This is a genomic window from Halorubrum sp. AS12 (assembly GCF_051122765.1).
GTDB lineage: Archaea > Halobacteriota > Halobacteria > Halobacteriales > Haloferacaceae > Halorubrum > Halorubrum trapanicum.
This window is the reverse complement of sequence record NZ_CP185385.1, coordinates 874,591-894,046: the sequence shown is the minus strand read 5'-3', so window position 1 is coordinate 894,046 and position 19,456 is coordinate 874,591. Positions and strand designations below refer to the sequence as shown.

19 protein-coding genes and 2 pseudogenes are annotated in these 19,456 nt (G+C 67.9%); 13 read left to right on the top strand and 8 right to left on the bottom strand.

Annotated elements, in window-relative coordinates; genetic code table 11:
- The first annotated feature begins 36 nt into the window (after window positions 1–36).
- The 5 genes and pseudogenes from ACODNG_RS04485 (at window position 37) to ACODNG_RS04465 (ending at window position 5,067) form a co-directional block, all read left to right on the top strand.
- Entirely contained in the window at window positions 37–993 is a 957-nt protein-coding gene (locus tag ACODNG_RS04485; protein ID WP_434522593.1) for an ABC transporter permease, read from the top strand.
- Window positions 986–2,038 (top strand): ABC transporter permease, encoded by a 1,053-nt coding sequence (locus tag ACODNG_RS04480; RefSeq protein ID WP_210113204.1) that lies wholly within the window; start codon window positions 986–988, stop codon window positions 2,036–2,038. Before ACODNG_RS04485 ends, ACODNG_RS04480 begins: the two co-directional genes overlap by 8 nt.
- Window positions 2,038–3,116: pseudogene (locus ACODNG_RS04475) on the top strand (ABC transporter ATP-binding protein). Before ACODNG_RS04480 ends, ACODNG_RS04475 begins: the two are co-directional and overlap by 1 nt.
- A complete protein-coding gene (locus tag ACODNG_RS04470) occupies window positions 3,109–4,437 on the top strand; it encodes an ABC transporter ATP-binding protein (protein WP_434522592.1) in 1,329 nt (442 codons plus the stop codon). Before ACODNG_RS04475 ends, ACODNG_RS04470 begins: the two are co-directional and overlap by 8 nt.
- A 90-nt stretch (window positions 4,438–4,527) precedes the next feature.
- Window positions 4,528–5,067: a hypothetical protein gene (locus ACODNG_RS04465; protein ID WP_434522591.1), complete on the top strand. Its 540-nt coding sequence runs from the start codon at window positions 4,528–4,530 to the stop codon at window positions 5,065–5,067.
- Window positions 5,068–5,122: 55 nt separating this feature from the next.
- On the opposite strand, the gene ACODNG_RS04460 is transcribed toward ACODNG_RS04465, so the two are convergent.
- The 3 genes and pseudogenes from ACODNG_RS04460 to ACODNG_RS04450 all read right to left on the bottom strand — a co-directional run bounded on the left by ACODNG_RS04460 (window position 5,123) and on the right by ACODNG_RS04450 (window position 8,796).
- Window positions 5,123–6,466, bottom strand: coding sequence for an ABC transporter ATP-binding protein (locus tag ACODNG_RS04460; protein WP_434522590.1), 1,344 nt, complete (start codon window positions 6,464–6,466; stop codon window positions 5,123–5,125).
- A pseudogene (locus tag ACODNG_RS04455) lies at window positions 6,463–7,588 on the bottom strand (ABC transporter ATP-binding protein). The gene ACODNG_RS04460 and the pseudogene ACODNG_RS04455 overlap by 4 nt, the downstream one beginning before the upstream one ends.
- Window positions 7,585–8,796, bottom strand: coding sequence for an ABC transporter permease (locus ACODNG_RS04450; RefSeq protein WP_434522589.1), 1,212 nt, complete (start codon window positions 8,794–8,796; stop codon window positions 7,585–7,587). The pseudogene ACODNG_RS04455 and the gene ACODNG_RS04450 overlap by 4 nt, the downstream one beginning before the upstream one ends.
- A 252-nt stretch (window positions 8,797–9,048) precedes the next feature.
- Here ACODNG_RS04450 and ACODNG_RS04445 point away from each other — a divergent pair, with 252 nt between their 5' ends.
- Entirely contained in the window at window positions 9,049–9,990 is a 942-nt protein-coding gene (locus tag ACODNG_RS04445; protein ID WP_434522588.1) for an ABC transporter permease, read from the top strand.
- Between the two features lie 18 nt (window positions 9,991–10,008).
- Here ACODNG_RS04445 and ACODNG_RS04440 read toward each other — a convergent pair whose 3' ends face one another.
- Both ACODNG_RS04440 and aglJ read right to left on the bottom strand, forming a co-directional pair.
- Window positions 10,009–11,037 carry a hypothetical protein gene (locus ACODNG_RS04440; RefSeq protein ID WP_434522587.1) on the bottom strand — a complete coding sequence of 343 codons (1,029 nt, stop codon included), beginning with the start codon at window positions 11,035–11,037 and terminating at the stop codon, window positions 10,009–10,011.
- Between the two features lie 89 nt (window positions 11,038–11,126).
- Window positions 11,127–12,161: an S-layer glycoprotein N-glycosyltransferase AglJ gene (gene aglJ / locus ACODNG_RS04435; protein WP_434522586.1), complete on the bottom strand. Its 1,035-nt coding sequence runs from the start codon at window positions 12,159–12,161 to the stop codon at window positions 11,127–11,129.
- 184 nt (window positions 12,162–12,345) lie between these two features.
- On the opposite strand from aglJ, the gene ACODNG_RS04430 reads away from it, so the two are divergent.
- Entirely contained in the window at window positions 12,346–12,726 is a 381-nt protein-coding gene (locus tag ACODNG_RS04430; RefSeq protein WP_434522585.1) for a DUF7522 family protein, read from the top strand.
- Window positions 12,727–12,756: 30 nt separating this feature from the next.
- Here the strand turns inward: ACODNG_RS04430 and ACODNG_RS04425 are convergent, their stop codons facing one another.
- Entirely contained in the window at window positions 12,757–13,116 is a 360-nt protein-coding gene (locus ACODNG_RS04425; RefSeq protein WP_434522584.1) for a response regulator, read from the bottom strand.
- A gap of 199 nt (window positions 13,117–13,315) precedes the next feature.
- Between ACODNG_RS04425 and ACODNG_RS04420 the strand changes: the two genes are divergently transcribed.
- From ACODNG_RS04420 to ACODNG_RS04395, 6 genes are all read left to right on the top strand, one after another.
- Window positions 13,316–14,347: a PhoU domain-containing protein gene (locus ACODNG_RS04420; protein WP_434522583.1), complete on the top strand. Its 1,032-nt coding sequence runs from the start codon at window positions 13,316–13,318 to the stop codon at window positions 14,345–14,347.
- An 89-nt stretch (window positions 14,348–14,436) separates the two neighbouring features.
- Window positions 14,437–14,619, top strand: coding sequence for a DUF7525 family protein (locus ACODNG_RS04415; RefSeq protein ID WP_434522582.1), 183 nt, complete (start codon window positions 14,437–14,439; stop codon window positions 14,617–14,619).
- A 105-nt stretch (window positions 14,620–14,724) separates the two neighbouring features.
- Complete coding sequence (locus tag ACODNG_RS04410) at window positions 14,725–14,952, top strand: DUF7123 family protein (RefSeq protein ID WP_008440311.1); 228 nt, start codon at window positions 14,725–14,727, stop codon at window positions 14,950–14,952.
- Window positions 14,953–15,097: 145 nt separating this feature from the next.
- Entirely contained in the window at window positions 15,098–15,529 is a 432-nt protein-coding gene (locus ACODNG_RS04405; protein ID WP_434522581.1) for a CoxG family protein, read from the top strand.
- A complete protein-coding gene (locus ACODNG_RS04400; RefSeq protein ID WP_434522580.1) occupies window positions 15,526–16,332 on the top strand; it encodes a carbon-nitrogen family hydrolase in 807 nt (268 codons plus the stop codon). The genes ACODNG_RS04405 and ACODNG_RS04400 overlap by 4 nt, the downstream gene beginning before the upstream one ends.
- An 807-nt stretch (window positions 16,333–17,139) precedes the next feature.
- Window positions 17,140–18,186: a presenilin family intramembrane aspartyl protease PSH gene (locus ACODNG_RS04395; RefSeq protein WP_434522579.1), complete on the top strand. Its 1,047-nt coding sequence runs from the start codon at window positions 17,140–17,142 to the stop codon at window positions 18,184–18,186.
- Between the two features lie 6 nt (window positions 18,187–18,192).
- Here ACODNG_RS04395 and ACODNG_RS04390 read toward each other — a convergent pair whose 3' ends face one another.
- The gene (locus ACODNG_RS04390) at window positions 18,193–18,810 is read right to left on the bottom strand and encodes a hypothetical protein (protein WP_434522578.1); all 618 of its coding nucleotides are present in this window, start codon (window positions 18,808–18,810) and stop codon (window positions 18,193–18,195) included.
- Between the two features lie 131 nt (window positions 18,811–18,941).
- On the bottom strand, window positions 18,942–19,451 hold the full coding sequence (locus ACODNG_RS04385) for a PUA domain-containing protein (RefSeq protein WP_434522577.1): 510 nt from the start codon (window positions 19,449–19,451) through the stop codon (window positions 18,942–18,944).
- Window positions 19,452–19,456 lie beyond the last annotated feature (5 nt).

Below are 19,456 nucleotides of genomic sequence, written 5' to 3'. Positions count from 1 at the left end.
ACTGACAACTGAACTCGACACGATAACCACGCAACGATGAGCCTCCAACGTTTCATACTGAAACGAACGCTGTCGATAATCCCGATCATGTTCGGGGTGTCGGTGATCACGTTCGGGATGTTCCACCTGACTCCCGGCGACCCGGTCACCCAACTTGTCGCACTGAACCCCGACGTGAGTGCGGCCGAAGAGGCCGCGCTCCGCGAGCGCTGGGGACTTTCCGGCCCGGTATGGCAGCAGTACCTCGACTGGATCTCGAACGTGCTCGTCGGCGACTTCGGTCAGGAACTCCAGACGGGCCGTGAAGTCTCCGATATCGTGTGGCGGCGACTCCCGGAGACCATCGCGCTCGGTCTCTTCGGGTGGGCGTTCGCGCTCGTCATCGCCATTCCAGCGGGGATCTACGCGGCGGTCAACAAAAACCAGCTCGGGGACACCGTCAGCCGCTTCCTCGCGCTGTCCGGGATCTCGATCCCGAACTTCTGGCTCGGCTTGATCTTGATCCTGATATTCTCGCTGTATCTGGGTCTGTTCCCGGTGCTCGCGCCCTCGAGGCAGTCGCTTCTCTCCCCGGAGATGCTGTGGTATCTGATCCTTCCGGGCATCACCATCGGGACCGCTTCGGCGGCGAGCATCATGCGCGTGATGCGGACCTCGATGACGGAGGAACTGAACAAGGAGTACGTCACCGCGGCCCGCGCGAAGGGACTCCCCGAGCGGACGGTGATTCTCAAACACGTACTGCGGAACTCCCTGATCTCGGTCGTCACGCTCGCGGCGACGCTCACGGCATCCATCGTGGCCGGGTCGGTCGTCGTGGAAGTCGTGTTCAACTGGCCGGGACTCGGACGGGAGTTCATCAACGCTATCAACCAGCGGGAGATCAACGTCGTCATGGCGATCACCCTCTTTACCGGGTTCTTCGTCATTCTCGCGAACCTCGTTGCCGACATCGTGTACGCGGCGCTTGACCCGAGGATCCGATATGACTGATCGACACACCCACGACGAACGCGGCCGGATCCGCATCTCCGGATTCGATTCGGACCGCGTCAGAGACCGAGAGCCGATGTCCGACTGGACCGACGAATCGAGCGGCGAAACGGTCGGTCGCTGGCGGCGCGGCTTCAGGAAGTTCAAGCGGAACCGCTCCGCGATCGGCGCGCTCGTCGTCGTCGTCGTGATGGCGCTGGCGGCGTTCTTCGCGCGCCCCATTGAGGTGTTCGGCGTGGTCGTCCAGCCGTTCTCGCTGGCCCCGTACGACCCCACGACGATCCTGTACTTGGGGGTCGACCCGAGCGTGAACGTGTACGATCCGCCGTCGTGGCAGTATCCGATGGGCGTCGACGGCTCCGGCCGCGACCTGTTCTCGCGGCTCCTCGTCGGCGGTCGGTACAGCCTCTCGATCGGCTTCATCGTCGTCGGACTCACGGCGTCGTTCGGTCTGATCTACGGCTCCATCTCGGGGTACTACGGCGGCAACGTCGACGAGCTGATGATGCGAATCGTCGACACAATCTTCGCGTTCCCCGGACTCATCCTGGCGCTCATCATCGTCGCCATCCTCGGCGGCGGCTACTGGCAGCTGGTCTTGGCGTTCAGCCTCTTCGGCTGGGCGGGATACGGTCGTCTCGTCAGAGGTGAAGTGCTGAAGATCAAGGAGAACGAGTACGTGCTGGCGGCGAAAGCGCTCGGTGCGCGCGACCGCTCGGTGGTGTTCAGACACATCGCGCCGAACGCGATGCCGCCGCTCATCGTTCTGGCGTCGCTCAATATCGGAAGCGTCGTCATCGGCGTCGCCGCGCTCGGGTTCCTCGGACTCGGGCTGGACCCCAGCTCGGCCGAGTGGGGAACGATGTTGAACGCCACGCGGTCGACGCTGATCCAGGGACCGGGCGGCCAGATCCCGTGGTGGGCGACGGTGTACCCCGGTGCGGCCATCTTCATCTTCGTGATGTCAATGAACATGATCGGTGACGGTATCAACGACGCACTGGACGCACAGCAGACTGGTGTCGGCCGCGGGGGTGAGGACTGATGGCGCTGCTCGAAGTGAAGGATCTCACCGTCCGCTTCTACACGCAAGAAGGCGTGGTGACCGCCGTCGACGACCTCTCGTATCGCATCGAGCGGGGCGAGAAGTTCGGTGTGGTCGGCGAGAGTGGAGCGGGCAAAAGCGTCACCGCGCTCTCCGTGTTGCGACTGATCGACAGCCCCGGCCAGATCGAGAGCGGCGAGATCCTGTTCAAAGGTGAGGACCTGCTGGAGATGTCCGAGTCGGAGATCCGCTCGATCCGCGGCAACGAGATCTCGATGATCTTCCAGGACGCGCAGACGGCGCTCAATCCGGTGTACACGGTCGGCGGTCAGATCGCGGAGGCGATCGAACACCACTTGGACTACACGTCGGAGGAGGCGAAGGCTCGGACGATTCAGCTGCTCGATCGCGTCGGTATCCCGGAGGCCGAAGAGCGGTTCTCCGACTACCCGCACGAGTTCTCCGGCGGGATCGGAACAGCGGGCGATCATCGCGATGGCCCTGTCGTGCGACCCCGACCTGATCGTCGCGGACGAGCCGACGACCGCGCTCGACGTGACGATCGAGGCGCAGATCCTCGACGAACTCAGAGAGCTGGCCGACGAGTTCGACACGGCGATCCAGCTCATCACCCACGACCTCGGCGTCATCGCCGAGGTCTGTGACCGCGTCATGGTGATGTACGCCGGGAAACCGGTCGAAAAGGCGCCGGTCGAGGAGCTGTACTACGACCCCAAACACCCGTACACGGTCGGACTGATGAGCTCTATCCCCCGCGTCAACGACAAGCGAGAGCGGCTCCAGACTATTCCCGGCGTGATGCCGGACCTCGTCGAGCTTCCGTCCGGGTGTAGCTTCCACCCGCGCTGTCCGTTCGCCGAGGAGAAGTGCGACGCGGAAGGAGCCGCCGCTCACCGACGTTGAATCGGGCGCGGAGGCCACGCTCGACACCGAACACTCCGCCGCCTGCCTCGAGTACACGGAGGGTCTCTCGCAGGGACTCACCTACTCCGTCGAGACGACCGGTCCGGCGGACGGCGCCGCTGCGCAGTACGTCGAGGGTGATCGCGATGAGTAGCGCCGAGCCGATCCTCCGCGTCGAGGGGTTAGAGAAGTACTACGACTCCACCGGGGGGTTCGTCGACAAGCTGCTCGGTCGGTCGCAGTGGGTGAAGGCGGTCGACGGCGTCGACCTCGAACTCCACGAGGGCGAGACGCTCGGCGTCGTTGGCGAATCCGGGTGCGGCAAGACGACGCTCGGCCGGAGCATGCTTCGCCTGATCGAGCCGACTGGCGGCTCCGTCTACTACAAGGGCGAAGATATCACAGACCTGTCCAGCTCGGATCTCCGGAACCTCCGGAAGGACGTTCAGTACATCTTCCAGGACCCGTTCTCCAGCCTGAACCCCCGTCTGACCGTCGGCGACATCATCGGGGAGCCGCTCGACATCCACGACATCGCGTCCGGGGAAGCGCGGAAAGAGCGGATCTACGAACTGCTCGAAACTGTCGGGCTGAACCCGAGCCACGCGAACCGCTACCCGCACGAGTTCTCCGGCGGCCAGCGGCAGCGTATCGGCATCGCCCGCGCGCTCGCCGTCGACCCCGAGGTGATCGTCTGTGACGAGCCGGTCTCGGCGCTCGACGTGAGCGTTCAGGCGCAGATCCTCAACCTCATGGAGAACCTGCAAGAGGAGTTCGGTCTCTCGTACGTGTTCATCGCCCACGACCTCAGCGTCGTCGAACACATCTCCGACCGGATCGCGGTCATGTACCTCGGAGAGGTGGCCGAGATCGCGCCGACGGAGGAGGTGTTCGAACCGCCGTACCACCCGTACTCGGAGGCGCTCCTCTCCGCGATCCCCGAACCGGACCCGCTCTGGGAGGGCGAGCAGATCTTCCTGTCCGGCACCGTCCCCTCCCCGCTGGACCCGCCGTCCGGCTGTCGGTTCCACACCCGGTGTCCGAAGGTGATCCGCGACGCCGACTACGACCTTCCACAGGAGACGTGGCGGTCGATCATGGATCTGAAACTCCGGGCGCGGGAGGCGGACTCCGTCGGGTCGGTGACGGCGGAGCTCGAGAGCGACGTCGAGGGGTCGCGTATCGACCCGGCGGACGCGTCGCGCGAGGAGTTCGGTCGGATGGTCCGCACCGAGTTCGACCTCCCGGAGAGCCTGTCGGACGACGACGCGGAAAGCGCGGTCTCGGAGGCGATCGACCTGCTCCGCGCCGAGGACATGTCCTCGGCGGCGACGATGTTGGACGACGCGTTCACCTCGCCGTGTTCGACCCACGAGCCGGACGCCTACGAGGTGGGCGACGACCACCACATCTCGTGTCTCCGGTTCGACGACCGGTTCGACTCCGAGCGGGAAGTGTTCGGTAACGCGGCGTAACCGCCGCCGGCGCTTCTTCTCGCCCGAAGTCCGGCGCGTCGCTCGTGTTTCGGCGTAATGTTTTATCGTTCGCTCCTCGTAGCTACCCTAATGCGTCGGATCTACGAGTCGAACGCCCTCCACCGCGACGATGAGGAAGCGCACGCCCCGTCGGAAAAGGAGCGAACGACCAAGCTTCAGGCGCTGCGGTCGGTCCCGTCGTCGACGCTGAGCGATCTCCCGATCCCGCGACGGCTGCGTCACCTTCCGGTGTCGGTCGGCGTCGAAACCCCGGACGACGAGTACGAAGTCGGCGAGCCGGTCCCGTTCACCGTGACGATCCGCAACCGCCTGCCGCTCCCGATATCGCTCCCGACGGTCTCGCCGCTCCTCTGGGAGTGGACCGTCGACGGCAACGTCGAGGCGGCCGAGGTCCCGATCCGGGACCCGCCCGACGAGGCGGGACAGCTGTCGTTCGACCGCGGCGAGCGCAAGGAGTTCCGGAAACGGTGGGACCAGCTGTTCAGAGTCTCGGAAAGGGAGTGGGAACCGGCGGCGGCGGGGAATCACACCATCGGCGTCGCGGTCAACGCGACGGACGCCGAGAACCGCGGCCTAACCGACGAGACGACAGTGCGGATCGTCCGCTGATCCGGCGTCGCCGTCCGACCGGGGGCAACCGTCTCTATCTCGCCTCTCACCCGCTCTAACTCTCTGTTTTTCCGTCACCGTCCGACCGGACCGGCTCCGAGGTTCTCCCTCGGCCGTGTCGGAGACAGCTGACGGTCCCGGTCGCGTCCCGGTCTGTGTCGCGCCCGGCCGGGCGAGCGACGGCCGCTGGGGTCTCGCGTTCGCAGACGCTGGTGAAGGCCGCGGCCAGAATCTCGTCCGCGGCGTCGATGTCGCCGTCGGCCAGCGCCGCGGCCGCGTCCTCGACCGCCGCGTCCGCTTCGGGATCCGGGAGTTCCTCGCCCAGACCGACGGCGCGCCGGACCTCCGTCGCGGTGCGGCTCCCAGCGTCGCCGTCGCCGCTCGTCGGCGTCTCGCTTTCGGGACCTCCGACCGCGCTCTCCGGAAGCTCCCCCGCCTGGACCGAGAACCTGAAGCCCGCGATCGTCCGCCAGGTCTCCTCGGGAACTGAGAGGTCGTCCGGTGGAATCACGTCCGGACACCGGGGGTGGAACCGGCAGCCGGACGGCGGGTCGCTCGGGTTTGGCACCGTGTCCGTCAGCGGCCGCCCCAGCTCCCTGTCCGTCGGGTCGAGCGAGGGGACTGAGGAGAGCAACACCCGCGTGTACGGGTGCGCCGGGTCCGCCAACACGGTCTCGGTCGCGCCCCGCTCGACGATCTCACCGAGGTACATGACCGCGATCCGGTCGCAGCTCCGTCGGATGACGTCGAGGTCGTGGCTGATGAACAGGACGGCGATGTCGAACTCGCGTCGGATCCGGTCCAGCAGGTCGAGTATCTCGGAGCGGACTCGCGCGTCCAGCGCGCTCGTCGGCTCGTCCGCGACGATGAGGTCGGGGCTGACGACGAGCGCCCGCGCGATCGAGATCCGCTGTTTCTCGCCGCCGGAGAACTCGTGCGGGTAGCGGTCCAGGTCGTCTCCCGACAGACCGACGCGTTCGAGGATGTCCGCGACGATCGCGCGCCGCCGTTCGGCGTCGTCGAGACCGTGGATCCGGAGGGGTTCGGCCACCGCCTCCCCGATCGTCATCCGCGGATCGAGGGCGTCGTTGGGATCCTGGACGATCAGCTGCGTGCGCCGGCGGAACGCTCGGCGCTCGTCGCCCGACAGCTCCGACACCGGGTCGCCGTCGAACCGGACTTCGCCGGCCGTCGGCTCCTCGAGTCCCAAGACGGTGTGGGCGGTCGTCGTCTTCCCGCTGCCCGACTCGCCGACGATCCCGAGGGCCTCCCCGCGTTCGACGTCGAAGCTCACCCCGTCGACGGCGCGGACGCGACCGACCTCGCGCCGGAGCAGTCCGCGGGTGATCGGGTAATGTTTCTCCAGGCCGCGGACCGAGCAGATCGGCTCCTCGGTCATCGCTGCTCGCCCTCCGTGTCCGGGGTCGGCGTCGCGGGCGACTCCGCGGGGTCCGCGGACCGCCGCTCCGCTCCCCGCTCCGCCCGGCTGTCCATCGGCGACGTCGCGTTCTCGCGGATCGCCGACGGGTCCCCGTCCGGTCCGTAATGGACGCACGACGCCGCGTGGTCCGACGAGTCGGCGACCGAGCGGAACGCCGGCTGCGCGCCGCCCGCGCACTCGTCGACCGCGTGCGGGCACTCCGCGCGGAACCGGCAGCCGTCGGTCGGTATCTCGCCGCGGGCGGTCCGTTCCGCGATGGACGCCCCGTCGCTCACCCCGTAGCTGTCGAACAGCGCCTGCGTGTACGGATGTGAGGGGTCGGAGAACACCGCCTCGACGGGACCTCGCTCGACGATCGTGCCGCCGTACATGACCAGCACGCGGTCGGCGACGGCGGCGACGACACGCAGGTCGTGCGTCACGAGCAGCATGCTCGTTCCGTCGCCGGCGATCGACCGGAACAGGTCGAGCAGCCGCGCCTGAACGGTCACGTCCACCGCGGTCGTCGGCTCGTCGGCTATCAACAGGTCCGGGTCTCCCGCCAACGCGACCGCGATGGCGATTCGCTGCTCGCATCCCGCCCGAGAACTCGTGCGGGTGGCTGTCGAGGCGCTCGTCCGCCCGGGGGATACCCACCCGGCGCAGCAGGTCGACCGCCCGGTCCCGCGCCGTCGACCGGCTCACGTCCTCGTGGATCCGTATCGGCTCCGTCACCTGTTCGCCGACGGTGTACACGGGGTCGAGCGCGCTCTGCGGGTTCTGGAACACGTGCGCGATCCGACGCCCCCGGATCGACCGTAGCTCCGCTTCCGACCGGTCGGCGACGGACTCGCCGTCGAACTCGACGGCGTCGGACGACACCTCGGCCGGGGGCTGGGGGACGAGACCGGTGAGCGACTCGCAGGTGACGCTTTTGCCGCTGCCGGACTCGCCGACCAGGCACACCGTTTCGCCACGGTCGACGTCGAAGCTCACCCCGTCGACCGCGTGGAGCCAGCCGTCGTCGGTTCGGATCCGCGTCCGGAGGTCGCGCACGGAGAGGAGCGGGGTCCCGGCGGCTCCGTCACGGGAGGGACTCACGACCGGTCACCTCGCGGGTCGAGGGCGTCCCGGACGCCGTCTCCTAGCGTCTTGAACGCGACGAGCGTCGCCGTCAGCGCGACGGCCGGGAGCGACGACACCCACCAGATCTTGTAGGCCGGCTGGTCGGCGCGCTCCTGTAACTGTCCGGCGACCGCCGCGTTGATCGACTCGCTGATCGTCGACCCCCACGAGTACGTGCCGATCTCGTGGAACCCGAGGAAGGCGACGCCGGCCTCGATGAGGACGAACAGCGCGAGCAGCTGAAACACCGCCGGAACGAGCGTGTTCGTGCTGTTGGGGAGGATGTGCCGCCGAGCGACGTACGCGCCCGACGCCCCGAGGCTCCGGGCGACCAGGACGTACCCCTCCTCGCGGCGCTGGATCACCTCGCTGCGAACCAACCGAGCAATCCCGCCCCAACTGAGCAGGCCGAACGTCGCGAGCAGCAACAGGAGCGAGGGACCGTAGTAGGCGTAGCCGATGAAGTACAGCAGCAGCGCCGGGATACACAGCTGGACGTCGACGTACGACGACAGCAGGTCGTCGACGACGCCGCCGCGGATCCCCGCGACGACGCCGACCGCCGCGGCCAGCGGAACGATGAACGCCGCCGAGATGACGGTCACGTACGCCGCGGTCCGGGCGCCCTCGACCAGGAGGAACCCGAGCGGGTGGCCGCGCTCGTTCGTCCCCAGCGGGTACTCCCACGTGCCGTGACACACCTGATCGAACGGCCCGCCCGTCGTGACGCCGAGACACTCCTGCGGGGGAACGGTGCTGGCGAACCCCACGGGCGGGTGGTAGGCGTGGTGGAACCGGAGCGGTGGGGAGCCGCCGAGCGCCGAACCGACCACGCCGACGGCGACGAGTCCGGCGACGAACGCGCCCGAGAGCACCACCGCGGGCCGCCGTCGGAGGACGCCGCGGAGCGAGACGGGCCGTCGCCGCAGCCGCTTCGCGAACGGGACCGCGCCGTACGCCGCGACGACCGTCACGGCGAGGAGGAACACCCAATCGAGGGTGACCGGCCGCCAGTCACCGATCAGGTACAGCCCCGCCGACAGCTCCTGGTACGCGCGACCGAGCGCGAGAATCGCCACGCCGACCGCCAGCGCTGCCCGCTCGGCCGTGACGGTTCGTTTCGACTGCTGAATCTCGTTCCAATCGAGGTCTTCGAACTGCGGATCGTCTTCTGTCGGCGGCATACGGAGGGTGACCGTAGTATCGACGGACGGGGGTTAAAACCACCTGACCGATCCGCGATGCGACGGTAAATATTATCCGCCGTTCGGCGTGAATCGGAGACACGCGTCAGAGATACGCCCGTGATTTAATATCTTCCCGCTCGTGGTGCCCGCAAACGTGTCCTCCGAATCGCCCTCGAAGCCTCGGTCGATCCCCCCGATTTTGGGGGTCGTTCACGCGACGACGCCGGCGCGGAACGGAGGTCCGTCCGGATGAACCCGCTGCGGATCCTCACGAAGCGGGTGCTCATGGGTCTCGCGACCTCCTGGGTCGTCCTCACGACGATATTCGCGCTGTTCACGCTCACCGAAGACTGGGTGTTGTCCGGGCAGATCGGCGCCGCCAGGTTCGCCGGCGAGAACGATCCCGAGGCGCTCGCGGCGATCAGAGAGGAGTACTTCGCGGCGCGCGGACTCGACAGGCCGTTGATCGACGTGTACGTCGATTGGCTCGGAAACATGGTCACTCTCAACTGGGGCAGTTCTATGTCCACCGGCGAGCCGGTGTTTCCGCTCGTGATGGACGCGGCCGCCCGGACGGCCGCGTACGTCGTCCCCGCCCTCGTCTTGGCCGTCGTCTGCGGGGTCTCGATCGGGATGTTCGCCGCGTTGTACCCGAAGAGCCGCGTCGGGTCCGGCGGCGTCGCGGCCGCGTATCTGCTCTTCGCCCTGCCCGGCTTCTGGCTCGGCGGGATGCTCTTTTCGTTCACGCTCGACGGCCGACTGGACCGCTCGCCGCTCGTCTTCGATCACCTGCTCCCGATCGGACTGACGTTCACCGCGCTGCTCGGCGGCTACGTCAGCTACTCGCGGGCTCACTCGCGGGAGTACGCCACGGCCGAGTTCGTCTCGCTCGTCAGAGCGAAGGGCGCGTCGGGGTATCGCGTCGCCTATCACGTCCTCCGGAACGCCGCGATTCCGTTCTTCTCGATGCTGTTCACCGAGGCGCTCGGACTGCTCGTCCTCTCGACGTTCGTGATCGAGGTCCTGTTCGGCATCGAGGGGTTCGGTCTCCTGTTGTTACAGGCGGTCGCCGACCGCGACCTCCCCGTGCTCCTCGGCGGAACCGTCGTCGTGATCGGCGTCGGCGTGTTCGGAAACGTCGTTCAGGACATGGCGTACGGCTACCTCGACCCGCGGGTCGAGATGGGGTAGAAACCGTCCGGACCGAGCTCAGGGCGTTATGCCCGTGTCCTCGCCCGGCGTCGCGACCTTCTCCGGTTCGAGTTCGAGGATGTGTTCGCCGCAGTCCTCACAGCGGATCGCGACCACCTCGTGCGCCATACAGCAGGACTCGACGGTGTTCGCCGTCGCGGCGACCTCGCCGCCGCACACCGGACACGAGGAGATGAACGACCGGAGCGACTGGAGAATCGAGAGCCGCTGTTCGGCCGGCACGTCGAGCCACCGATTGGTGCGCTCGACGAGGGCGAGATGCGACGCCACGTCCGCGAGGTACGCGCCGTCGCCCGGCCACTTCCGGACGCGCCGCAGGACGGTCACCGCGGGGTAGTCACGGTCCTCGAAGGCGACCTCGTCCGGGGTCACGCCGAACATCTCGGCGAGCGTCTCCGCTCCGACGGCTTCGCGTTCGAGCGACGAGACGTGCGCATCGACCGTCTCGGCGAACTCCGCTTCGAAGACCAGGTCCTCGCCGTCGTCCGTCGGCTCGACGACGCCGACGTCGAGGAGGAACTCGATCGGGTCCACGGCGTTCTCGCGCTGGTCGCGGATCCGCTCGACCGTCTCGAACTCCGGCTCCTCGGCGTCGGCCCGGTCTACGGTTTCGGCTTCGTCGGCGTCGGCCGCTTCGTCGTCGGCGTCGGCCCGCCCGGAGGTCTCGTCGACCGTCTCGTCCGGCTCGAACGTGGTCACCGTCACCTCGTCGGACCGCCCGGTCGGCGCCTCCTCCCAGCCGTCTCGGGGCCCCTCGGGGGCCTTCCCGAACAGGCGGAGCACGCGGTCGGGGAGATACCGCTTCGTCAGCTCCGGCGTGCCGGGAACCAGATAGCCTCGGTAGTAGATGCTTCCCAGCGACGCGACCAGCACGACCGCAGCGACCACCGGCCCGAACACCGCCGCCGCCGCAGTCAGCGCGACGGCGAGAATCCCGTTGAGAACGGTACACGGAACGCAGCGGTTCTCCCCGGTGTACTCCGGCTCGCGGATCCTGTCTCGCAACGACGTGCCACGGGAGCTCATGTTCGCAGATGTCTCCGCAGCGATAAAAGCGGACGGTGTCCCGGATCACGTCGCCCCGAAACCGACCGTCGAGGGCGTTTCGGTCCCGGTCAGTCGTCGGCCTCTCCGGCCTCCTCGTGCGGCGTCGAATCGGGGCCGTGGCCCTCGGAACCGCGGTCCTCGCCGGCGTCGCGGCCCCCGGTCTCGGAGGGGCGCCCGGTCGTCCCGGCGTCGACCGCCCGCTCGTACCGCTCGATCTGCTCGCGGTGGAGCGAGTGGATCATGTCCGCGAGGACGCCGAACACGAGCAGCTGGATCCCGAGGATGACCGCGCCGACCGCACCGACGGCGATCACCTCGTGGCTGATCCCGAACGCGAGGTACCGGTACAGCACGAACGCCCCCATCGCGGCTCCCGCCGCCGTCGACGCCACGCCGGCGCTGCCGAAGTAGAACAGCGGGTTGTTCGTCTTCGCCTTGCGGTACAGCTCCAAGAAGATCACGCCGCCGTCCCGGACCGGGTGGAGGTTCGTCGCCGAGCCGCCGGGTCGCTCTCGGTAGGTGATCGGCACCACGGCGACCGAGACGCGGTTCTTCACGCACTCGACGGCCATCTCGGTCTCGATGCCGAACCCGTCCGCGGTGAGGTGGAGCCGAAGGAACGACTCGCGGGTGAACGCGCGGTACCCCGAGAGGATGTCGCGGTAGCCCTCGCGGTGGATCGCCCGGAACGCGACGTTGATCAGGCGGTTCCCGATCTGGTTGAGCCGAGTCATCGCGCCCGGTCGCATGTCCGCGAAGCGGTTCCCGATCACGTGGTCGGCGTCGCCGGCGAGGAGGGGTTCGAGCATCGCGTCCGCGTCCGCCGCGTCGTAGGTGGCGTCGGCGTCCGCCATCAGCACGTACGACGCGTCGACGTGGTCGCGGACCGCCTCCCGAACCGCCTGCCCTTTCCCGCGTCCCGACTGCTCCACGACGCGCGCGCCGGCCTCGCGGGCGATCGACTGCGTCTCGTCCGTCGAGCCGCCGTCGATCACCAAGACCTCCTCGAACCCGGCGTCGCGGAAGTCCTCGACGACGCGTGCGACCGTCTCGGCCTCGTTCATCGTCGGCAACAGGACGCAGACGTCGTCGTACTCGCTCATCAGACGAGCGATCACGGGGAGTCGGTAAACTCTGTCCCTCCGGGTCGCCGCGACCGCCCGCCGACTCGGACGGCGCTCGCGGCTGCGGCGGCCCCCCGGAGCGCCGTCGCCCCCGGTCGACGTCGCGCCCGCGGGCGCGGCGGCCACCCACACGCTCATGTATGTGAACATCGATCGTGGTCGTATGTCGCACCCACCGGAGGAACACGCCGACGAACTGCTCAGCGCCGCCCGCACGGCGACGGGCGACGAACTGCGGAGCCTCACGTACTTCACGACGGAGGACGTCGAGCAGCTGTACCTCCGCAGCGACCTGAGCCGGACCGCCGATCTGGTCGGTTTCGCCGAGAACGAGCGACAGGGGTTCCACGCGCAGTCGATGTACGCCGACACCCAGCTCGGCGACTACCGGTTCACGGTTCGGGTGTTCGAGAACGGCTACCTCACCCGGGTCATCGCCAACGACCACGGGGTGTGGGTGACCACCGACTCGATGGAGATGGACCGGTTCGAGGAGCTGGCGAGCGCGCTCGCGTCGATCCTCCGATCGTTCGATCCCACCTAACCCTCCGGAGAGTCGGATCTCGGAGGGCGTTCAGCCGAGGTGGCTCTCGAACTCGCCGACCAGCTCCGCGGCGTCGACGGGCTTCGTCACGTAGCCGTCCGCGCCCGCCTTCACCGCCTCCATCATCTTCTCCTCCTGGTCGACGCTCGTACACATCACGATCACGGCGTCGGGCCACCGGTCTTTGATCGCGCCGGTCGCCTCGATCCCGGTCATCTCCGGCATCACGACGTCCATCGACACCGCGTCCGGTTCGTACGCCTCGAACAGCTCGACCGCCTCCGCGCCGTTTTCCGCCTCGTCGACGACCTCGAACCGATCCTCCAGCGCGTCGCGGACGACGGTCCGCTGGAACGAGGAGTCGTCGACGACGAGTACCCGCTCGGTCATACCTGTTGTCCCCGCCTGACCGACATAAGCGCGCGGATCGTTCGCCGTGGTATCGGTGTCGATCCCCGGCCTGATCTCGGTCCCGCCTCTCGGACGTCCGAGCGCGGCGCCGTCTCCGAGCGAGTCCCCTTGTATATTCGATGAAGCATATAATGAACATGGGAACAACGTTAAGGTCTATCCCACGATACGGTCGCGTATGGAAACGCGGAAGGTCCAACGGTTGGGACCGTCGACGCTGGCGATGACTCTCCCGGCCGAGTGGGCACAGGAACACGGCGTGAACAAAGGCGACGAGGTGTCGCTGCGGATGGGCGGCAAGGGAACGCTCACGGTGCTCCCCGAGTCGGTGAGCACGGAGGAGTCGGAGGCGGTGATCAACGCCGACGGACTCGACGCGCGCTCGCTCGAACGCGCCATCGTCGCGCAGTACGTGCTCGGCCGTCGCGTGATCCACGTCCGGAGCGAGGGGACGCTCGACAGCGAACACATCAACGCGGTGTACAAAGCCGAGACGCAGCTGATGGGACTCGGCGTCATCGAGGAGACGCCGGAGGACATCTCGATCCGCTGTTCCGTCGACCCCGAGGACTTCACGCTCGATAACCTGCTCGAACGGCTGGAGAACACCGGATCGACGATGCGCGGCGAGGCCGTGAAGGCGCTCGCGCACGGCAACCCCGACCTCGCGCAGCGCGCGCTCAACCGCGAGCGGCAGGCGAACAAGATATTCGTCCTTCTGCTCCGGCTCATCTTCACCGCCTACCAGAACCCGAACCTCGCCCGCGCGGTCGGTCTCGAAGAGGGATTCCCGCTGATCGGCTACCGCTCCGTCGCGAAGAACCTCGAACTCACCGCCGACAACGCGGAGGACATCGCCGAGATCGTGATGGAGGCCGACGGCCACACCCTCGACGTCGACAGCGCGACGATGCGGCAGATCCGCGAGTTCACCGACCAGGTCGACGAGTTGACCGCGCTCGCGGTCCGGGCCGTCGTCGAACGCGACTACGACCTTACCGTCGAGTGCCGCGACCTGTTCTCGCGGCTGGAGGACCGCGAACAGGAGATCCTCGACGAGCTGCCGAACGACCTAGACAACGAGACGCTGCTCATGACTCGCGAGGTGCTCGTCAGCCTCCAGCACACCGCTGAGTACGCCATGCGGAACGCCGAGATCGCGGCGAACCTCGCGCTCAACGAGGCGTCCGACCACGTCGAGATCATCTGACCCCGGAGCCGCGTCAGCGCTCGCCGCGTTGCCCCCGACCGCGTCGCTCGGTTCGCATGAACTAAGTGGTCCCCCGCGAAGCGGTTCGTATGAGCGAGGGTTCCATCGAATCGGACAAGGAGGTCGGCGTCGCGCTCGCGCTCGGCGCCATCGCTGTCGTCGGCGCCGTGGTGATGGTAGCGTATCCCGGACAGCTCGGGAAGGCGTGGGGATTCGCGGCCGCGTTCGTCTTCGCGACGCTCGCCGTCGGCGCGGTCCAGCTGTTCGACTGACCGGTCGCGGGGACCGCCGGCTCGACCGTTTCTCCGCGGCGGCTTCGGCGTCCGCCTCGTGGAAAACGAGAAACCGTTAAGAATGTCAGACACGTACGTCCGCCAATGAGCGAGTACACCGAGGAGGAACAGCGGATCCTCGCGTACCTCACGGACAGCGTCACCCGTGGCGAGCGGTACGTTCGCTCGAAGACGATCGCCGACGCGATCGGTCTCACCGCCAAACAGGTGGGGTCGCGGCTCCCCCGCCTCGCCGAGAAGTCGGACGACGTCGACATCGAGAAGTGGGGCCGCGCCAAGTCGACGACCTGGCGCGTGACGCCCGAGGGGTGACGCCCTGCCGGAAGGGTGACGCCTCGCCAGAAGGTGACGCGGTCCCCCCGTCCGCGCGCTGTCGCGTCCCCCACTGCCGTCACGTTCTCCGCATCCGACTCCGCCGACGCGCATTTTTAACCCCCGTCGCCCCAAACGGGATCGTATGACCGTTCGAGTCTCCCGGACGTTCGAGTTCGACGCGCCGCCCGCCGACGTGTGGGCGTTCATCTCGGACGCGGAGCAGCGCGCGGGCGCCATCAGCGTGGTCGACTCCTTCGAGGTCCACGACGACGGGAGCGCGACCTGGCACGTCGCGCTCCCGATACCGATGATCCGCTCGACGATCGATGTCGAGACGGAGGACGTCGAGCGCGACCCCCCGAACCGAGTGAAGTTCGTCGGGAAGTCGCGGGCGTTCCGCGTCACCGGCGAACACGAGATCACCGAGATCGACGGCGGCGGCTGCCGGCTCGCAAACGAGTTCGTCGTCGACGGGAGCCTCCCCGGCGTCGAGTCCTTCTTCAAGCGGAACTTCGACGCCGAACTGGACAACTTAGAGGACGCGCTCCGCGCCTCGCTGGCCTCGCCGGCATGAGGCTCGCTGGCGTCCAGCTGGCGGTCGAGGGCGGCGACGTCGAGGGGAACGTCGAGCGCGCGCTCGACCGCATTCGGGAGGCCGCCGCCGAGGGCGCCGACCTCGTCGTCCTCCCCGAGCTGTTCGACGTGGGCTACTTCGCGTTCGACTCGTACGGCCGCGCCGCCGAGAGCCTCGCCGGCGACCGGCTCGCCCGGTTCGCCGCCGCGGCCGCCGACCACGACGTAGCGGTGCTCGCCGGGACCGTCGTCGAGGACCTGTCGGCGTCGGCCGCGGACGGGATCGACGTGCCGGCCGAGTCCGGTCTCGCCAACGCCGCGGTGCTTTTCGACGCCGACGGCGAGCGCCGGCTCGTCTACCGGAAGCGGCACCTGTTCGGGTACGGCTCCGAGGAGACGGACCGGATGGTCCCCGGCGATCGGACGCCGGTGGTCGAGCTCGGAGGCGTCACGGTCGGGGTGACGACCTGCTACGACCTCCGGTTCCCGGAGCAGTTCCGGGCGATGGTCGACGCGGGCGTCGAGTGCGTACTGGTGCCGAGCGCGTGGCCGTACCCGCGGATCGAGCACTGGCGGACGCTCGGCCGGGCGCGAGCCATCGAGAACCTGACGTACGTCGCCGCCGTCAACGGGAGCGGTCGGTTCGGTGACGACGCGCTCTGCGGCCGGAGCGCGGTGTACGACCCCTGGGGGACCGCGCTGGCGTCGGTCGGTGACGAACCGGGCGTCGTCACCGCGACGGTGGATCCCGAGCGGGTGGCCGCGGTCCGCGAGGAGTTCCCCGCGCTCCGCGACCGTCGGTGAGTCGGTTCACGGCTGCGGGCGGACCGCTGAGCGCGCGGCGTCAAGCGCGCCGTTCGGCTCCGGGGAACCCCCGAGCGACGGATCCGGATCTCACATATTTATACCCGTGAGGCACGTAGCATCTATCGCCGAAGTCCGACGCTTTTCTCGTTGGAGTTCGGCGCTAACAATCCGCGCGCCCGTCCCGACCACTCGGGCGGCATCGCCGCCGACAGCCTGGGGGTCCGCTGTCCGGCCGCCGCCCGTTCGTCCGCCTCCCCACTCGCCTTTCGCCCACCCCTTTCCGCTTCCACCCCTTTCCGCTTCCACCCCTTTCCGCTTCCACCCCTTTCCGCTTCCACCCCTTTCCGCTTCCACCCCTTTCCGCTTCCACCCCTTTCCGCTTTCACCCCTTTCCGCTTCCACCCCTTTCCGCTTTCACCCCTTTCCGCTTCCACCCTTCTCGGCCGCTATCGCTCTGCGTTCTCTCGTCGGATCGAGTTCGATTCGGTGACGACACGGCGGAACCTCCCTCGCCGCGCCGGGAGTATCCGTACTGATAACTCGGTCGGTAAGTTCTTACGTCGGTCGACGGAGGGAGTAAACGCCGCGGACGAATCCGACCGGCCCCATCCCGTTTCGGACGGGTCGGTCGGCCACTCGCTTCCACCGTCCGTCGTCCGTCGGCTTGGGTTCGGGTCCACCCGCTCCCACACCGAGCCCGAACCCCTTTCGGTACCCCTTCGCCTCACCGAACAGCGGCGGCCTCAGTGAGTGGCGAGGCCGAAGCGCAAGGCCGAAAGCCTCGGCCGACGAACCGACGGTCGAATGTTCCCCCGCGAGTACCGCGGCGTCGCCTTCGTCGTCGGGCTGTTCTTAGTCGTCCAAGTGGGCGCGCTGGCGTTGGTCCCGGAGTTCGTCGCGAGCGACTATCAGGCGGTCGAGAATCCCGATAACCCCGCCAACAGCGTGCTGTACGTCGTCGCCATCGTCGCGATGACCGGGCTGATGCTGGCGGCGTTCCGATACGACCTCGACGGGGCGATCCGACTCCTCATCGTCGGCGTCTCGGCGTGGCTCTCGTGGTACGTCTTCTCCGCGCTCGTCTCGCCGCTCGCGGCCGCCGTCCCCGCGGTCGCGGTCGCGGTCGGCCTGCTCCTCTACCCCGAGTGGTACGTGATCGACACCGCCGGGGTGTTGATGGGCGCTGGCGCGGCGGGGCTGTTCGGCATCTCCTTCGGCCTGCTGCCGGCGCTCGTCCTGCTCGCCGTCCTCGCCGTTTACGACGCGATCTCGGTGTACGGCACCGAGCACATGCTGTCGCTCGCGGAGGGAATTATGGACCTCAACATCCCGGTGGTGCTTGTGATCCCGCTGTCGCTGTCGTACTCGCTGCTGGACGCGGGGGCCGCCAGCGAGGAGGCGGCGGGCGTCGGCGAGGAGCCGGAGTCGGACGCGGAGACCGACGCTGACGCGGAGGCCGACTCCCAGAGCGCTTCCGCCGGCGAGGGAGGTGAAGACGGCGACCCCGGTGAGGACGGCGACCCCGGTGAGGACGGCGAACCCGGTGACCGCGACGCCTTCTTCATCGGTCTCGGCGACGCCGTCATCCCGACGGTGCTGATCGCGAGCGCGGCGACGTTCTCGCCGGCGGCGGACCTCGCGGTCCCCCTCCTCGGCGTCAACCTCCCCGCGCTGCTCGCGATGGTCGGGACCCTCGCGGGCCTGCTCGTGCTCATGCGGTGGGTGATACAGGGGCGACCGCACGCGGGGCTTCCGCTGTTGAACGGTGGCGCCATCGGTGGGTACCTGATCGGATCGCTCGTGGCCGGCGTCCCGCTTATCGAGGCGCTGGGACTCGCGGGGTTCTTCTAAACCGATTCAGACGGACCGTCTTGCTCGGTCACGACCACCACCGAATCCCCGGCCGCTCGGCCGTACGACGATCTTCTTTATAAATAGCTGATCGTCATGACCACCACCGAAGCCCCGGTCGCTCGGCCGTACGACGATCTTCTTTATAAATAGCTGATCGACATGACCACCACCGAAGTCCCGGTCGCTCGGCTCTACGTTTCTGCTTTTAAATAGCTGATCGACATGACCACCACCGAAGTCCCGGTCGCTCGGCTCTACGTTTCTGCTTTTAAATAGCTGATCGACACGACCACCACCGAAGCCCCAGTCGCTCGGCTCTACGTTTCTGCTTTTAAATAGCTGATCGACATGACCACCACCGAAGTCCCGGTCGCTCGGCTCTACGTTTCTGCTTTTAAATAGCTGATCGACACGACCACCACCGAAGCCCCAGTCGCTCGGCTCTACGTTTCTGCTTTTAAATAGCTGATCGACATGACCACCACCGAAGCCCCAGCCGCGAGACGGGCGCACGCTCGCTGCGCGCTTCGGTCGCTCGCGTTGCTCGCTCCCTCCAGTGCTTGCGTCGCCTGCGCCCGTCTCGCGGCTGCCCCTTCGAGTCCCGCCCGACCGCAACCGCACGGCACCTCATACCTCCCCAGCCTCGTCGCGGCCGCTTAAAAGCGGCCGCGACTCCCTCGCGCGTGCGATTCGCGCCCTTCGGGCGCTCATCGGCACGCGCCACCGCAGAGAGATCACCGCAGAGAAATTCGTTAGTCGTCGTCAGCGGGGTTCCCGTCGCGCGTCTTCACTGCGACGCCGGACCCGAGCTGTTCGGCCTCCGCGCCCGAGAGCTCGGCGCGGCCGACGCCGAAGATGGCGCCGCTCTCGTCGACGACAAGGACTTCGTCGCCGGGACGGATCCCGTCGTCCGCGGCGGTGACGAACTTCGCGAACGCGTTGCGCCCCTCGCGCACGAACGGCTCGCTTTCCTCGCCGACGACCATCCGGTGTCGGGGGGCGGCGAACGCGTCGGCGATCCGCTTCCCGCCCGCGAGACCCAGCGTGAACCGGCCGTCGGTGCCGTACGAGACGAGCCGGTCGCCCTCGCTGCTCCCGGGGGTGTCGTCGACGTCGCCGTCGATCACCTGCCGCGGGCGGCCGCCGCTCGACCGGCGCACGGTGAGGGGGTCGTCCGGCGGGAACAGGGCCTCGCCCGCGCCGCTCCCGAACTGGTAGTCGGCGGCGGTCCGCAGGTCCGCGAGCGTGTCGGCGTCGGTCATGGCCG

Coding starts and splice junctions, on each gene's coding strand:
- ACODNG_RS04485 (WP_434522593.1), top strand. CDS start 37: ATGAGCCTCCAACGTTTCATACTGAAACGAACGCTGTCGATAATCCCG.
- ACODNG_RS04480 (WP_210113204.1), top strand. CDS start 986: ATGACTGATCGACACACCCACGACGAACGCGGCCGGATCCGCATCTCC.
- ACODNG_RS04470 (WP_434522592.1), top strand. CDS start 3,109: ATGAGTAGCGCCGAGCCGATCCTCCGCGTCGAGGGGTTAGAGAAGTAC.
- ACODNG_RS04465 (WP_434522591.1), top strand. CDS start 4,528: ATGCGTCGGATCTACGAGTCGAACGCCCTCCACCGCGACGATGAGGAA.
- ACODNG_RS04460 (WP_434522590.1), bottom strand. CDS start 6,466: ATGACCGAGGAGCCGATCTGCTCGGTCCGCGGCCTGGAGAAACATTAC.
- ACODNG_RS04450 (WP_434522589.1), bottom strand. CDS start 8,796: ATGCCGCCGACAGAAGACGATCCGCAGTTCGAAGACCTCGATTGGAAC.
- ACODNG_RS04445 (WP_434522588.1), top strand. CDS start 9,049: ATGAACCCGCTGCGGATCCTCACGAAGCGGGTGCTCATGGGTCTCGCG.
- ACODNG_RS04440 (WP_434522587.1), bottom strand. CDS start 11,037: ATGAGCTCCCGTGGCACGTCGTTGCGAGACAGGATCCGCGAGCCGGAG.
- aglJ (WP_434522586.1), bottom strand. CDS start 12,161: ATGAGCGAGTACGACGACGTCTGCGTCCTGTTGCCGACGATGAACGAG.
- ACODNG_RS04430 (WP_434522585.1), top strand. CDS start 12,346: ATGTCGCACCCACCGGAGGAACACGCCGACGAACTGCTCAGCGCCGCC.
- ACODNG_RS04425 (WP_434522584.1), bottom strand. CDS start 13,116: ATGACCGAGCGGGTACTCGTCGTCGACGACTCCTCGTTCCAGCGGACC.
- ACODNG_RS04420 (WP_434522583.1), top strand. CDS start 13,316: ATGGAAACGCGGAAGGTCCAACGGTTGGGACCGTCGACGCTGGCGATG.
- ACODNG_RS04415 (WP_434522582.1), top strand. CDS start 14,437: ATGAGCGAGGGTTCCATCGAATCGGACAAGGAGGTCGGCGTCGCGCTC.
- ACODNG_RS04410 (WP_008440311.1), top strand. CDS start 14,725: ATGAGCGAGTACACCGAGGAGGAACAGCGGATCCTCGCGTACCTCACG.
- ACODNG_RS04405 (WP_434522581.1), top strand. CDS start 15,098: ATGACCGTTCGAGTCTCCCGGACGTTCGAGTTCGACGCGCCGCCCGCC.
- ACODNG_RS04400 (WP_434522580.1), top strand. CDS start 15,526: ATGAGGCTCGCTGGCGTCCAGCTGGCGGTCGAGGGCGGCGACGTCGAG.
- ACODNG_RS04395 (WP_434522579.1), top strand. CDS start 17,140: ATGTTCCCCCGCGAGTACCGCGGCGTCGCCTTCGTCGTCGGGCTGTTC.
- ACODNG_RS04385 (WP_434522577.1), bottom strand. CDS start 19,451: ATGACCGACGCCGACACGCTCGCGGACCTGCGGACCGCCGCCGACTAC.